This is a genomic window from Catonella sp., from assembly GCF_052173895.1.
GTDB lineage: Bacteria > Bacillota > Clostridia > Lachnospirales > Lachnospiraceae > Catonella.
The window spans coordinates 1-17,165 of sequence record NZ_JBQMXS010000037.1 but is presented as its reverse complement, the minus strand read 5'-3'; the positions used below and the strand labels follow the sequence as shown (position 1 = coordinate 17,165).

General features: G+C 35.7%; 8 protein-coding genes. 1 reads left to right on the top strand and 7 read right to left on the bottom strand.

Annotation, left to right across the window (positions count from 1 at the left end; genetic code table 11):
• The coding region (gene aroC, locus ACTTG8_RS07785; protein WP_442561561.1) for a chorismate synthase at positions 1-1,027 on the top strand (1,027 nt) is incomplete at its 5' end.
• Here aroC and ACTTG8_RS07780 read toward each other — a convergent pair.
• The 7 genes from ACTTG8_RS07780 to pulA all read right to left on the bottom strand — a co-directional run bounded on the left by ACTTG8_RS07780 (position 1,003) and on the right by pulA (position 17,084).
• Complete coding sequence (locus tag ACTTG8_RS07780; RefSeq protein WP_442561560.1) at positions 1,003-2,121, bottom strand: hypothetical protein; 1,119 nt, start codon at positions 2,119-2,121, stop codon at positions 1,003-1,005. The genes aroC and ACTTG8_RS07780 overlap by 25 nt on opposite strands.
• A complete protein-coding gene (locus tag ACTTG8_RS07775; protein ID WP_442561559.1) occupies positions 2,105-2,947 on the bottom strand; it encodes a hypothetical protein in 843 nt (280 codons plus the stop codon). Before ACTTG8_RS07775 ends, ACTTG8_RS07780 begins: the two co-directional genes overlap by 17 nt.
• Positions 2,932-4,191 (bottom strand): DUF5716 family protein, encoded by a 1,260-nt coding sequence (locus ACTTG8_RS07770; RefSeq protein ID WP_442561558.1) that lies wholly within the window; start codon positions 4,189-4,191, stop codon positions 2,932-2,934. Before ACTTG8_RS07770 ends, ACTTG8_RS07775 begins: the two co-directional genes overlap by 16 nt.
• A complete protein-coding gene (locus ACTTG8_RS07765; protein ID WP_442561557.1) occupies positions 4,191-7,796 on the bottom strand; it encodes a DUF5717 family protein in 3,606 nt (1,201 codons plus the stop codon). The genes ACTTG8_RS07770 and ACTTG8_RS07765 overlap by 1 nt, the downstream gene beginning before the upstream one ends.
• 27 nt (positions 7,797-7,823) lie before the next feature.
• Positions 7,824-9,101 carry an adenylosuccinate synthase gene (locus tag ACTTG8_RS07760; protein ID WP_442561556.1) on the bottom strand — a complete coding sequence of 426 codons (1,278 nt, stop codon included), beginning with the start codon at positions 9,099-9,101 and terminating at the stop codon, positions 7,824-7,826.
• 28 nt (positions 9,102-9,129) lie between these two features.
• Entirely contained in the window at positions 9,130-10,008 is an 879-nt protein-coding gene (locus ACTTG8_RS07755; protein WP_442561555.1) for an ROK family protein, read from the bottom strand.
• 224 nt (positions 10,009-10,232) lie between these two features.
• The gene (gene pulA, locus ACTTG8_RS07750; RefSeq protein ID WP_442561554.1) at positions 10,233-17,084 is read right to left on the bottom strand and encodes a type I pullulanase; all 6,852 of its coding nucleotides are present in this window, start codon (positions 17,082-17,084) and stop codon (positions 10,233-10,235) included.
• Positions 17,085-17,165: the final 81 nt, after the last annotated feature.

Here is a 17,165-nt window from a genome sequence, read left to right as displayed (position 1 = left end):
CCTCAATAAAGATGATATTATGGCTTATATGAATAGAAGAAAGCCCGGAACTAATGATTTTACTACACCTAGAAAAGAATCGGATGAGATAGAAATTCTTTCAGGAATTTTTAACGGCCTCACAACCGGAACTCCAATCTCTATGATGGTGAGAAATTCCGACCAACATTCAAAAGACTATGATAAAATAGCAGAATACTACCGTCCCGGTCATGCTGACTATACATTTGATGAAAAATATGGTTTCAGAGATTATAGAGGTGGAGGGCGGTCTTCCGGTAGAGAAACTCTTGCAAGGGTGGCAGCAGGAGCAGTTGCTGCTAAACTACTTAAAGAATTTGGTATAGAAGTACTTGCTTACACCCATTCAATCGGAAATATTACATTACCCGAACAAATTCTTGCTAATAAATCAAAAATCACAAGAGATAAGGTGCTAAAAAGTAAATTGTTTATTCCTGATGAAGACACTACAAAAAAAGCTGAAGAATATCTGCTTGGTATAAAAAATAAATTAAACTCTTCAGGTGGCATAGTTGAATGTATAGTTCGTGGACTTCCCACAGGTCTTGGAGAGCCTGTTTTTGATAAGTTAGACGCAAAGTTGGGACAGGCACTCTTTTCAATAGGTGCAGTTAAGGGGGTAGAAATTGGGGATGGATTTGCTGCAAGCAAAAGCACAGGCCTTCGCAATAACGATGCCTTCATATTAAAAGATGGCAAAATATCTAAGGCTACAAATCATTCAGGAGGTGTTCTTGGTGGAATCAGCGATAGTTCTACTCTTGTAGTAAGAGCAGCTTTCAAGCCTACTCCTTCAATTTCCACCACCCAGCACACTGTAAATAAAAATATGGAAGAGTTAGAAATAAATATAGAAGGCCGTCATGACCCAATTATAGTTTCCCGCGCGGTAGTTGTAATCGAATCAATGACAGCCCTTGTACTTGCTGATTTGTTACTTCAAAATTCAGTTTCAAGGCTTGATAATTTGAAGAAAATTTATGAAGTCTCTCCTATTCCATAAAACTCCATCATTCCATTAACCATGATACTGAGTTCCGGTGATTTTTTACCTATGTTAGCCAGTCTTTCGCCGGACTCAGTAATTAATTTTACATTTTTTTCCAACTTTTCTCTTATTTTCTGTCTACGTTCATTTAACTTATGCCTTATTTCAACCATCTCCTTATGATCTACAACTGCATCTGCCTGATAAGACCAAACCTCTGCATCATGAATCTTATATTCCGTTAAAATCTCTTTGTATTTGTTATTATAAAATTCATAAATTGAGGAAGCTTTTTTTCGCATAGCCTCGTCTGCTTTATACGCAGCATACTGATTGTACCTATATTCCAACTCCATCACATTATTCACAGCATATTTATCATGACTGAAATCTAACGAAGCCTTCTGATTCACATATTTTATCTTAACTGTATTGGTAATAGATATGAGCTTATTAACCTTTGCAACATTCATCTTCAATGCCTTGGAGTTCTTATCAGTTTCCATAAAAATGTAAAATGCCATAAACACTCCACCAATAACAGTGAATAAAAACGCTATATCTGCAAAAGTGTCAAAAACCATATAAAGAATCAAATACATTGCAAGAAGTAATCCTATAACTACCCCTGATACCATACCTAACTTATTTAAGAATGACTTTCTGCCAAGCTCCATCTCTTCCTCATGCTTTAAGACAGCCTTTTCTCCTGCAAGTTTTCTTAAATCACTCTTAATTACAAGTTCATAGTCTTCCTCTTTCTTCAGCCTCTTTATCTCATCCGGCAGCACATCTTCGTACTTTTCCATTATTCCAAATTCAAATTCAGTGAGCTCTGTACGCTTTCTTTTTAATTTGGATATGTCTTGTCTAAGCTCAATCAAGTGTTTTGCTGTATCCATCAGTTCTTCTTTAGGCTCAGTAGGAAGTTCATCAATGATTTGTGCATCTTGAAGAAATCTATTTACTTCATCATATTCTTTACGGATTATTTTTATCTGAAGATTAGCATTGTCAATATTTTCACAAATTTTCCTTACTTCACCTTCATAATCCTCTATTATTTCTGTTTGGATGTTTTCCTTAGACTTATTATGAAACAGGCCCATCCCAAGCTCCCTCCCTGTATTCAGCCTTAAATTCTTTCAATTTCATTTCTATTTCCTTATAACCTTCTGCCACCTTATTAGTTTTCAGCTTTTCAAACATATTGTCAATATTTTTTGCACTCAATCCCACCATAGCCATCTTTTCAGTTTCTTTCCACATTTTTTCAGCATTTGCAATCAAACTTTCATCCTCAGTAAATTCTTTTGCATTCTCATGAAATTCTTTATCCTGACTTCCAAGCTTTAGTGCCAATAGAGCCAAAGTAAGTGTTTCTGTTTTTTGAGTGTATTTATAAGCTTTATGAAAATATTCAGCCGCCTCCTTAAAAGAAGATACATGGATAAGACAAATACCTATTGATTCTAATATTTCACCATAATCCTTATTTGCAATATTCTCTTCTCTAAGAGTTGCTCTAAAATATTTTATAGCTGCTAGAAACTTTCTTTCCTCAAACTTCTTATAACCAATATAAGCCTGTCTCTCCCAAACCGGCATATTGCTCAAATACTTAACCATTTCTACAGTTTCAAGTATCTCTTCTTTGCTATACAAATCACATCCACAAAAAAGTGTAGTTATCACATCACTAAGAAAATAATTACCCATCACCAGAGTTTTTAATTTAGTTGCTGTTTTAGCCAATCCTAAATCTTCTTTTATAAACCTTATCAGCTCCGGGCAAAAAAATCCTAAATCTATACTATATATACTTGTCTTTACATAATAACAGATTTCCTCGATTGAATATAGCTTTTTCTGTGTATCGGCTACTATATAAGGATTCTCTGCTATTTTTCCGCTACATACTATTGTTTTTCCCATATTAACTCCCAAACTCTGTTTGTAGTAGGCACAAAACTGCCAAATCCCAAATCAGCAAGCTTAATGATACAGGTATCTTTGTCATTGAACTTGACAGACAGTCTTATTCTTGTCAAACTCTCTTCATGAATTCCTAATCCTGCAAAAGAAATAAACCTCTGCTCCTCTTTTCCGGTAACAAAGTCTCTAATCTCTATACTTAACTCCTGCTCACCCTTTAAGATAATATCAAGACAAGCTTTAGCACTATACCACTTAAGCCCCGGCTTTACCAGCACTATTCTCCTAACTTTTCCATCTTTGACTGCCTTTATGGACATACTCACCGCTGTCCTGTCATCACTCAACATTACTATGTCTGACGGCCGTTCTAAAGTCTTATCCCTCGCAGCAAGACAGGCTCCTTTTGCATAAAGGTTCTGCCCTCTAAATACTCTTCTTCCCGGAGATAATTTTCTTAATGTATCATCTCCCCAGCTATCCATAAATCCTCTCCCTACTGCATAAACTGTAGAAACAACACTCCCCTCCAATGCCATAAGCGAAAGTGTATAAAAAAGATTGCTGCTCTCATTTTTACTTAATCCCATCATCTGCCTGGTAAGCTTGTCAGCCCTTTCCCTCCTCGTTACTTTTGCTGTAATAGGCTCTGAATTCCTATCAATATTAAGTATCCTAAAATGAAGTCCATCATCGTCCAGTTCAAACAAAGCTGTATCATTCAGCCATAGTTCAGGCTCTTGATTGATGGTATAGTATAAAAACGCCTCATCATGGTCTAGAATTGAATACTTGTCATCTTCCAGTTCTAATTTTTCCATAGCAGAATCCATCATATCAATAATTTCCTTCGTAAGCGACTTAAATGTAATTCCAATATGAATTATCTCTTTAAATGAGCAGTATGCATTAAGTACTTTTAAGGCTGCACTAATAAAATATGCCATAAGCTGGCTTGCCTCATAAATTTTATCTCCTACCCTTATTTTTTCATTGCTTGTTATTGTTTTAACAAGGTTTTTTATCTCATTAATATCTTCCTTACCTTCTTTTTCCAAATCCTCCCCAATTATCCAATCATCTTTCCTTTTTCTATAGGCCATCCTGGCAGGTATGAGATATTGCTCTTCATTTCGCCCTCTGCTTACTGACTCAGGAGAATCAAGCTCACTGTCATAATAAGTTAGTTGAAGAAAATCCTCACATATATCCAGCCCTATCAAAATTCCTATTCCATCCCTCATTACCGTAACTCCTTACTTATGGCTTTTACTCCAAAAAAATTTTCTATTATTTCATTTTGAACTGAATAATTTTTCATATACTCTTTAAGAGTTTTTTCATCAGATAAATCTTTACATACATACATCATATTTATCTGCGAATAAAGGCTGAGTCCAAGTTCTTCTTCAAATAATACATCCTGTTTAATCACAAGCTCATCACTGCTTACAATCCTAGCCTCTTCATCACCTTTTTCCTTAATAGAAATATAATACTGTACAGTTTCATCTGCAAACACTAAAAACTCTTTTACAAAAATCCCCTGATACACATTTTTCATCCATTCCGTCTTGTATTCCCTGCTACCCAAATCTGTTTCAGATGAAATCCTATAATTAATAGACACCTCATCCTCATTATCTGCATGGCAGACAATAAAATTAAGATTCACAATTTCTGCAGGAATCCTGCATTTACTCTTAAACTCCTTAAAAAACGGAAGAATAATACCGTCTTCAACAATTTTTTCTACCCAGACCATAACATAATCTTTCTCTTCATCTGAAAGATACTTCTTTTCGCTCAGAATTTTTAAATATGATATAATAAATAATAGATTCTTAGCCTTATAAGCCTCCTCACATATCCTTTTTACCAGATATTTGCCAAGCCTCATATCTTTTACCAGCCATTTATATGATACATAAGCTAAAAATGCTTTATTTAATACTTCATTACCAAACTGCTCATAATATTCAAAGATTTCGTCATAGTCTATCGCCATTTCTTCTGAAAATAGCATCTGTTCTACAAACCTTGAAACAAATTTTTCTGTAAGAAGTTCCCTATCCTTCAATTCTTTATAAATAGAGTTAAACTCTGCAACTCCACCTTCATAATTATCCCTAAGGAACATTATTATTTCAGCATCTGCTTTTTTATCCGACATAAGCCTATATGCGAGTGACGAAACAAAATTATGATTATCGTCCCCTTTTACTTTAGCCATATCTCGTATATAAGATAAAAGAACATTTGAAAGCTTTCCTGTATTGATTTTATCATAATTCAATATCCTAAGTGCAGATAAAGATAACGGATAAAAATTCCTAACTATCGCTATATTAGCCGCCTTCTCAAGATATACATTATCTTTCTGTGCAAAATCATAGTCTTTAAGAACTAATTCCAATCTCTCCCCTTCATTTACTTCAAAATAATGCTCTAAAAGTTTTTCTCTTATAAAATATTTATATTCATTTGTTATTTCATTAGAATTAAGAAGTTCCTCACATATTTCTGATAAATATTTACTCTCCTTATGATATCTGTCATTTTCTGCAACAACTGTAAGAAGTTCAGCCAAGCTCCTATTCCCAGCCTCATAACATCCATCAAGATAGTCATAATAATTGATAAGGCTCTCAAAAGTACATAAGCTACTTGCAGGATATACATTCCCCTCTTTATCTGATACTAAGATAGCTGTATATTCTCCCGATATATCAGCAAACGCAGTTCCAGAATTAAATTTATAAGAAATTCCTTCTGTAATTCCTCTTGTATGTATAATAAGGTCTTCCATATTTTTACTTTTACATACACATTTTTTCTTAAAAATTACTAATGGAAGATATTCATAATTCTCATTCAAAAATTTACTATTCTTAAAGACCGCCTTATATATAACAGCTAAATTATCATTAATATTTCCATTTTTTAACTGTTCGGCAGCAAACTTTCTAATCTGTTCTTTGTAATCCTTATAAATATCTTGAAAATCAGGTTCATTCCTATCTCTGATTAAATGTGCATACAATAGAGCTTTTTTTTCTGTACTAAGGGCATTATCGTATAAAAAGTATAAATAAACTGAAGGTTCTATCTTCTCATCGGTATCATTTTTCATAGTCCTCATGTACCGTTCATAAATACCAGTCAGTCTTATTCCCCTCTTCACTCCTATTCTAAACCAATCATGGTCATCTGCACTTATATCGTTTTTTCTTATAAGCTGAGCACAAATAGCCTGTGTAACCTCTTCAACCCCCCAACTTTTATACACTTCTTTTAAAAGCCTTAAAACCAAATGATTATATTCTCGAAGTGTATTTGCCAATACTACAAATTTCTCTGTAATAATTTTTCCCACAAAAAAACCATGTTTTATAGCCCAATTAACTACCTGTATAGAAAAGAAATCAAGTTTCTTAAAATAATCAGGCTGTGATTTATAAATACTCCAAGCCTCCATCAAAAGAAAGGAACTATAAAATTTATTTCTATAAAGCTCCTCTATAAATTCCAACCTTCTTTCAAGATTTAGCTTATATCTTCCGTCCATGTGAATCATGAAATATAAACCTGCCTGATATCCTTTTATATTAACCAGTTTTTCAATCGCCCTTCTGCACTCTTCTTTTTCATTATCTTCAGCCAACCAATACATAAAATATAAATGCATAAATCTAAATAGTGGAGTAGAATTATAGCTATTTAATTTTAAAAGTTCTTCTTTAGCTTGTTTTTCATTCCCATTTATCAGGTATAAATAAATATTAATATAGTCAATCATATCCTGATCTTTTCCCGAAATACCTAAGCCATATAGTGCAGTACGCATAGATGTTGTCATATTTTTAGCTGTAGTAAATCCCATACGATAAGAAAAATATTCTTCAATAAGTTTATTTATATACTCAAATCTCTTTCTACGTCCTGAAATTTTTTCTGTGGAAACTGTTGTATTAACAACATTAAAGTTCACACATACATCTTCATAGAGAGTTCTTATTATAACTTTACCACAATCTTTATTAGTTTTTATATATTCCGGATTTATCACTACTTCCAATTCACAGATTCCATCTTCAAATAAATCATCTGTCAATTCCTTCTTATAAACTTTTAAAAATTTTCCTTCAGTAATAATATCTGCCTTAATATATCCCCAGCTGTTCTTTCTTATTATTATCCTGTCTTTTACAGGCATTCCTGATATATGATAATTATAAATTGTTTTATCTACCACTACTTTTGCCTGAGGCTTACTCTTTGTATAACATAAAAACTCTTCTAAAGCTCTACTTTTATCTCTGTTTGCCAAAAGTCCTTTTCTTATAAGTTTTTCTTCTTCCTTGCCCTCTAATATGATTTTCTCAAATTCACTTCCGTAAAATAAATTTGCTGCATATTCAGGATCATTTTTTGCAAATGCAGTAAACTGGTACAGATTCTTTATTTCAGTTTCGCCTTCCATTAACTGCATTTCCTTCACACCTACATGGTATGGAAGATTAAACTCACCACAGTCTGTAATCAGATGGATATTTCCATTATACTCCTCTTCCGGCTTAAGTCCAAAAGCATCAAATCTATAATCAATCTCCACCTCACAACTTGAAAATGTATATGAATCAAAGCTAAATCTATAGTCATTACAGGTAATATATCCCCTTATTTTCCTGTTGCAATATTTCACATCATCTTTATGTCGTATCTTAAAAGAACCGACAGCCTCAGCGTCGGTTCTAACTGAAATATCTAAAAAAGAGGGCAATACCAATATCTCCGAAAGCTCAAAGCTAAATTTCTCTTTTGCAAACTCTTCTATCTTCTTCTCCATCAGTAAACCCTTCCTAAATTATAAATCTTATTTTTTATAAATTATATCTTCTCTTCCCGGCCCATTGCTTACCATAGTAACAGGTACTCCAAGTTCTTTCTCGATAAACTCAATGTACTTTCTACAATTTTCAGGAAGTTCATCATATTTTCTAATTCCTTTAATCTCACATTTCCAACCCGGCAGTTTCTCATACACAGGCTTAGCCTTCTTAAGTCCTGCTGTAACAGGGAAATCCTTTGTTACTTTCCCATCTATTTCATATCCCACACAGATAGGAAGTTCATCAAGATAGCCAAGCACATCAAGCACTGTAAGACTTGCCTCTGTTGCTCCCTGCATTCTTACCCCGTAACGGCTTGCAACTGCATCAAACCAGCCCATTCTACGAGGTCTACCCGTAGTAGCACCGTATTCTCCCCCATCTCCGCCTCTTCTTCTTAACTCATCTGCCTCATCACCAAAAATTTCGCTTACAAACTCTCCTGCACCTACTGCACTCGAATAGGCCTTAACTACAGCAATGATATCTGTAATTTCATATGGAGGAATACCAGCACCGATTGCTCCATATGATGCAAGTGTAGAAGATGAAGTAACCATAGGATATATTCCAAAATCAGGATCTTTAAGTGTACCGAGCTGTCCTTCAAGAAGTACATTTTTTCCTGCCTTTATAGCCTCCTGTATGAAAAGAGCCGTATCACATACATAAGGAGCAACCATATCCCTGTATTCATGAAGAGTTTTAAGCAGTTCTTCCTTATCAATAGCAGGCTTATGATAAAGATGCTCTAATAGCACATCTTTTTGTACACATACTCTTTCTAACTTATCCTTAAGAATTTCATCATCAAACAACTCTGATACCTGAAATCCTATCTTTGCATATTTATCTGAATAAAACGGAGCTATACCTGACTTTGTAGAACCGAATGAATTCTTGCCGAGTCTCTCCTCTTCATATTCATCAAATTTAATATGGTAAGGCATAATAATCTGTGCCCTGTCAGATACAAGTATCTTAGGCTTTGGCACCCCTTTTTCCACTAAAGAATTAATTTCTTTAATCAAATATGGAATATTAAGTGCCACTCCATTACCTATAATGCTTGTTGTATGATTATAAAATACTCCTGAAGGAAGTAAATGAAGTGCAAATTTACCATAGTTATTAATTATAGTATGTCCTGCATTACTTCCACCCTGAAATCTCACAATAATATCAGATGTCTCTGCAAGCATATCTGTAATCTTACCCTTACCTTCATCACCCCAGTTTGCTCCAACTATTGCTCTTACCATTTGTTCTATACCTCTTTCTTTATAGCAATTATTTTACTTCTTCTAAAGCCTGTCTGCCAAGTTCCATAGCTCCAAGTATGCCCTGATTGTCATTCAGACTGTTTGGAACTATGTAATTATCCATATCTTTCAGTTCTTTAGTATTTAAATAGCCATTCAACAGTTTGGTTACTTTCTTTCTCACCATAGGAAAGAGTCTTTCCTGATGCATAACTCCTCCACCAAGAATTATTTTCTTAGGTGAAACTGTAAGAATATAGTTTACCAAAGCCTCTGCTATATACTCACTCTCTATTTCCCATGCAAGTTCATTATCCTCAAGTTCATAGGCTTTTTTACCCCATCTTGCCTCTATGGAAGGACCTGCTGCCAAGCCTTCAAAACAATTATCATGATAAGGGCAGATACAATTCCCCTTATCTTCCTTATGTTTATTTATAATAATATGCCCTGCCTCAGGATGTAACATTCCATGTACAAGAGTACCTCCTATACAGATACCTACTCCTACTCCTGTACCTATAGTCATATAAAGCACTGAGTCAATACCCTTTGCACAGCCGAATACCATCTCTCCAAGACAAGAGCCATTCACATCTGTATCAACCTTCATAGGCACTTTAAGCTCTTTTTGCAGTTCTTTAAGCAAGTCATAATGTACCCATGGAAGTTTAGGAGTTTCTAAAATCTGTCCGTAAGTAGGTGACTCCGGTGATACATCTATCGGACCAAAACAGCCTATTCCAAGTGCCTCTATATTCTTATCTGAAAACCATTTGATAATCTCAGGAACTGTTTCTGACGGAGTTTTAGTAGGTATGGACATCTGCTCTAAAATTTCACCTTTTTCATTACCAACGCACATCACCATCTTAGTTCCGCCTGCTTCAAGACCACCAAGCCTCATTCTTCTACCTCCCGGATTTTACATTTTACTTACAAACCTAATTCTCATTATAACATTTTCTTTAGATATAATAAAGGGTAAGGAGTGAATAATTTGTATATTATTATATTTAATTTTCTATTGTAAAACTAACCATTTAAAATTTTTCTATTAAAAGAAAATTTTTAAATGAGAAAGGCTGCTACCACAAAAAGTAACAGCCTTTCTCATTTCATCTAATTCTTTTACTTCTTTTTTCCCCTGCTCTTCTTGCTTGCCTTCTTTCCAACAATCACAAAAGTTCCAAGTTTAGAAGTCTCAAATTTTAATTCTTTTTTCTTTTTATCATATGTTGCCTTTACCACTTTTCCCGTCTTTATATCCATAACATAAAGCGTTTTTGGAATTTTCTTAAGCGAGACAAAAACTGAAACCTCTACCTTATCCTCTTTCTTAAGTATCTTATTAAGGCTTACTCCATCTGTTTTTATATCAATCTTATAAACCTTATTGCTTAACAGTGTGTTCTTCTTCAGATGTTTCTTCAGTTCTGTCATCTCTTTCCCTGTTGCCTTCACACCATTTGATTTTGTCGAAACTACAAGAGGTTTTACTTTTTCTCCAAAAATCGAAACAAGAGTCTCTTTATTTATGGAAATTTCAGCATTTTTTACCTTGATTTTAAGTTTACCCTCTTCTTCTTTCAAAAGCTCTTCAATCTTATTTTCAGAAACTTTTGCCTTCTCCTTCTTTGAAGAATCTATAAGAATCTCAACAACCTTCTTTTCTTTTTCAATACTTGTAGTTGTATTGTCGGAAGGAGAAGTTTTTGAATTATCTGTATTTTCTGCTTTCTTATCTACCTGCTTTTTCTTCTCCGTTTCAGACTTATTCTGCTCGTTTTTCGTGGAATTGGATGCTACATTTCCTCCTCCGGAAGATGAATTACTGTCGGCATTTTTTGTCCCACTTTCACCATAAGATGGATTGTTTCCAGAATTTTTATTTTTTGCTTCTTTATAACTTCCATCTAAATAAACATCATTTAATAAGTCATCTCGATTTGCTATTACTCTCACAAAGACGGTAAACGGCTTAGTAATATTAAAATCTGTCTTATTGAAACTTGCTGTTGTTTCAGTTATTGGTACAATCTTCTCGGCAAGAACCTTATTTCCATCATATAGTCTTACAGAAATCTCCTTTGCTCCTGCTTTTAACGAATTCTTCCATGTTAAGGTTACCATTCCGTTTTTCTCTTCATAGACAGGACTCTCCACTTCTCCCACTTCCGTTCTGGCATCTGAAAGGTCTGTAAGGTTGAAGTTTACCTCCTCACTTCTTGCCGGTGCTTTATCACTAAGTACCCAAACCGAGGCAGTCATGTCCTTCGAAGTAATATTAACTTTATCATTTTGAACTGTAACTGTATTTCCTGTAAGAACATCCTTTAAAACATCGCCATTCTTAAAACCGTAACGATAGAGTTTTGCAAGTTCAATATTCTTACTTCCGCCCTTGTTACTGTTGTTTAACACAACAACGGCTCTGTTACCTTTTCCATAACGGGCATAAGCAATATACTGATCCTCCTTATGGGACTTAATTTCCTCGAAGGCTCCGTAAACAAAGGCATCCTTATTTGCTTTTCTGGTTGCAATAAGAGTTTTGTGATCCCTAAACATTTCTTTTTCGGCAGAACTCCAAGTATTCACATCCCAGTTGAAAGTTCCCCTATTATATGGATCCTTATCTTTCTTACCTATTGTACCGATTTCATCTCCGTAATAAACCATAGGTACTCCCGGATAAGTCATCTGAAGGGCTGTCGCAATTTCCATCATCGCATCGTTATTTGCTCCCACAAATTCCCTGTTTGCAATCCTTGCCTGGTCATGTGTAGAAAGAGAGTTTGTTCCGCTTAAAACAGTCTGATATGGGAAATTTTTCACATAGTTTCTTGTGAACTTACCAATATCGGCAACACTCATTCCTCCCTTGTTGTCAAGACTTTGCTCTCCCAAATACTTATTTTTACTGTTGTTATGAAGAAACGGCATTAAAAATCCGCCATAATTCATCTTGGAATCCCAAGCCTTGCCATAATACCAATGATTATTACTTTCCCAAAATTCGCCTAAGATATAAGCATCGTTCTTCGTTTTTCTTACTTCTTCTCTAAACCCTCTCCAAATATCAAGGTTTGCCTTTTTCTGTTCTTCATCACTCTGATTAGCTTTATAATCCAATAATGAATTATACTTATAATCTCTAGGTCTTGTATTCACATCCTCTGCCGCATCAAGTCTCCAACCTGCAATGTTATAAGGAGCTTTCAAATAACGCTTTGCAATCGCATCATCTCCCTTATAAATGAGATTTTTCACCTCTTCTTTACTGTAATTAAGCTTTGCAAGATTTGAGTATCCATGCCAAGCATAGAAGTCAATCGCCTTTCCATCACTATCTTTATAGCCATTCTTCTCATAAAAATAGTAGTTTTCTTTATGTTTCTTAAACAGTTCACCCTCAGTACTTGTATGGTTAAATACTCCGTCCAGTACAAGATTGATATCATTTGCTTTAGCATCTTTACTAAGGTCTGCAAGGGCATTATTTCCACCGAAATTCTTATCTACATGGTCATAATCGTCCGCATCATATTTATGGTCACTTCCGGATTGGAAAATAGGCATTAAATAAAGAGAATCCACACCGAGGTACTTAAAATATGGAATTGCCTCCCTCACACCGATTAAATCTCCACCGAAGAACTGATTATTCCAAATCTTATCACTTTCCTCACCATTAAATACTTCACTTCCCCACGAAGAAATTTCCGACGGATTGCCAAACTGCGAAACATCTTTTGACATACGGTTATTCTTACTGTCACCATCCCTAAAACGGTCTACCATAATCTGATAGAATACGGACTCTTTTGCCCAGTTCGGAGTCTTAAAGTCAGTCACAATTGAGAAACCATGGTCTGTACCGCCGCCTTGTAAGGTCGGCTTATTATTTGTAATTCCCCTGTTGTTTTCTCCGGCTCCGCCACTTATCCAAGCACTTTTTGTTCCATTAATTACCTCAAAATTATAATATTTCGTACTCGAACTTGCAGGAATTACTCCTTCCCAGAACTCAATTTTAGAATTATCATAATTTCTTGAAGTATAAAAATTACTATCTGCAATTTTTGTCATTACAACTGTTTTTGTCTGCTTATCCGCCTCATCATAATAATGCACATTTGCAGACTTAATTTCATCCTTTGCTGCTCTGAATCTCACCTTCACAGGCTCTGCCGAGCTTGGCTCAAGCGGTTCCATATAATCTGTACTCTGATCTGCAAACAAATCATCCCATTTTATATCATCAGCCTTTGCTTCTTCATCAAAAAGAATCATAAAGCTGCTGGAAGGAAGATTTAGGGCACTTGTCAAGTTACCATACTCATCTTTTTGGCTCACCTCTCTAAAGTTTGCCTCATGTAAACCTTTATCATCAAGAACAACCTTCCATTTATTCCCCGGTACCTTAGGCAGCCAAGTGATATTCTTATCTTCCGTAGATCCGTTATAAATTACAACAATGTTCTGCCACTTATCTCCACCTGCATTATTCTTTAAATGATTGTAAATCAAACCATCTTGACTCATCAGTTTATCTACCTGCTGGTGACCTCGAATCTCTTCAGCAGAAGTCATTCTGAATGCCGGATGTTCTTTCCTTAGCTTAATCAGCCCTTTGTAAAACTCAAATACCGGTTTAAACTTTGCCTTATCCGACCAGTAAATGGCATTAGTTGTATCATCACTCTTATAACTGTTATGATCTCCCTGCTTTGTTCTAAGAATTTCAGAACCGCCTTGGAAGAATGGAATTCCCTGTGAAGTAAGCACAAAACCGCTTGCAAGCAGTGTTTTCTTAACTCTCCAGTCTGACAACGGCTTTTCTGATAAAGACTTTCCATTCAAATCTTTACGATATTCTTTATCATTTACTCCTAAATCTGCTTTCTCTATCTGATCCCAAATAGCATAATTATCATGTGCCTCCACATAGTTAATAATCAAGTCGGGATCACTTACCGTTCCATTAATAGATCCTTTTAATCCCTCCTGTACCTTACCTGAATTATCTCCGTTTATTGCACCATGCACAAATCCCTTGCTCGGATTATTATTTCCTCTCAATGCATCTCTGTAAGTATCATTAAAGGCTGCAATTCCCGTCCTGTTTTTCTTTGTCTGCTCTCCTTCCGGAAGTGGAGAATCTGCTGCTTTCCAAGGCTCACCATATACAATAATCGAAGAATCAATCTGCCTTGCTTTCTCCTGTACCTGATGCATCGTGGTGTGGTCAAGGAGTGCCATAAGGTCAAAACGAAGTCCATCCACCTTATAATTATTTACCCACATCAGATTTGAGTCCACAACAAACTTACGAACCATAGGTCTTTCCGTAGCTACCTCATTTCCACAGCCGGAACCGTCCGTAAACTTTCCTTCTTCATTACTTCTAAAGTAATAGTTCGGCACGATTTTATCCATATTCGCAGTAGAATACATATGGTTATAAACCTTGTCAAGTACCACTCTGATATTCTTTTTGTGAAGTGCCTGTACCATAGTTCTGAACTCTTTAATTACAAGAGTAGGGTCATTCGGATTGGTAGAATAACTGCCCTCTAAGGCATTATAATTCTGTGGATCATAACCCCAGTTTCTGTTAAAATCTTTACCGTTTGACTTCTTTGCATCAAAGGTATGATTTCCATCCTCTTCAATAGAGGCAATATCATAAACCGGAAGAAGGTGAACATGGGTCACTCCGAGTTCTTCCAAATGGTCTAAGCCCGTTTTAACCTCCACCCCGTTTCCTGTGTACCTTGTTCCACTTTGTGCTACTCCAAGGAATTTACCTTTGTATGCAGCGTTTCCGTTCCAACTATCATGTATCGTAAAATCTCTTATATGCATTTCATAGAGAATAGAATCTTCCGGATTTTTCAACTCCGGTCTAACCTCATTTTCCCAATTATCCGGCTGTAATTCTGAAGAATCAATATCAACAACATAACCTTTTTTTCCATTCAACCCGGTTGCAATCGCATAAGGGTCTACGGCATAAGTCACCCTGTCTTTAATGGTAAAACTTGCCCCCTCTTCATCTCTTTCTTTAAAAGACAGACGATAGAGATAATACTTTTTATCCACATCCGTTTTATTTACGGTAATATGATAAGTTCCGCTAGCACTATCATGCATCATCGCATAAGTTCCGCTTGGACTTTCCTCTACCGTAGAAACATCTCCATAGGTTAAAAGCTCTACCTTGTGAGCAGTCGGTGCCCATACTCGGAAATTTACCTTATCTCCCTCATACCTTACCCCCATATCTCCGCTAAAGGTATAGCCGTCAAGTACATTTCTTAAAAGCACTTTACGAGGTTTTGTAAATGTTGTATTTGCCTTTACTTCCCATACTGCCCTTGGATCAAAGGTTGCTGCAAGACTGCCTGTATTAAAAATCACCTTTGTTCCTTCTACACTTGTAGTAATACCATCTTGTTTTACCCCATCCGCATAAAGTTCAAACTGAACTCCATCTACCGGTGCTTCTGTTAAGTAAGCCCTTATTTCATTTTTCGAGTCCATCACCGCTGATTTAATCCTAGGACCTGAAACTGAAAATGCCTCCTTTATTGAAGTATAGACTTTCTCATCGTCTTTAATTAAATAAACATTTTTTACCCCTGCCGGAATTTCATAAGCCGGTGTCTGTTCCGCCCAATCATTTTCTCCTACTTTTCTTCTTACAATCACTTTCTTTCCGGCTTCTACAAAAGCAACTTTTCCTAAATCCGTTGTCTTATTTTCAAGAAAACTTACCTGCTTGTCCGGATTCATCGGGAATACCCAATAATTCCAGCCGTCATAATTTCCGTCCTGCTTTAAGAAATGCACCGAAACTTCATTCGCATTTCCTGCCTGCTTTACGGTAATTTCCTTTTTCGCTACCTTATTTGTTTCACCGGCTTTGTATGCTTTTACTATAATCTTCGTATCTACCGGCACAGTATCTGAAACTTCCAAACGATTTTCTGAAAGGGTAACACCGCTCGGATTTCCCTCAAGTTCCCAAGTTAAATCATCAATTAATTCAATATTCTTCTTCTCATCTATCTTTACTGCAACCAATTCAACAGGATGATTACTTGTCACCTCAGTATCGGATGCTTTAATTGTAAAATCCGCATCTGTCACAGCCGGTGCTACATACCAGTCAAATGTACTATTATCTCCATCTTGCTTATCCTTATTTAGCCATGTCCAATTCTCCTCTACATTTTCATCTTTCCCCTTAGGAAGAAGGCTGAATTTATACTCATACTTTCCGTTCGGTTTTCCGTCCATATTTAATTCAAAAGCATAAGTATTCTCTTCTCCAGATACAAGACTCATCTCATAGTTTGTCCAAGTACCGTTTTTTATTCTCCCTCCTACACGAACCTTATCATAACCTACTGCTACAACCTTAAAACTAACCTTTTTTTCTACAACTTTAAGTTCGCACTGTAAATCGTCTACTCTCGTTTGAGAAGCCGGAGGATTTTGACCGCCTTGTCCCTCTGTCGGATCTTTCCAGTCAAAGCTGTCATTTCCACCATTGTCATACCCAACCCCATTCATCCATTCCGGATTATTATCTTTATATATTACAAATTTATATGAACATTTTTTATTCTGCTCATACTCTTCTTTTGTTTTAGGTCTTCCCAGATCATCCATAGAAATGGAAGTTATCATCTTAAATATATTATCTTTATCTTTTTCCCATGTGAGTTTATATTTTTCGCCTTGCTCCTGAGGTTGCCAGTTATTAAAATCTCCTGCAACAAACCCCTCAGAATAACCGTCTGCTTTTACCTTAAAAGTTACCTTATTTTGCTCATAATTTAGTTCACATATCCCCCACTTCTCAGCCGCCTTTGCATTCTCCACCCATGGTAGTTGAAAAAGTGTTACCAAGAGTGTAAAAATCAAAACCAAAGACAAACCCCTCACATACTTCTTTCCCTGTTTCAACATAAATACCTCCTTGCTCCCAAAAAAGTTTCGTTAATTTTCGTAATAATTTGCCCTAGAATCGCAAATAAATACTGAAAATTT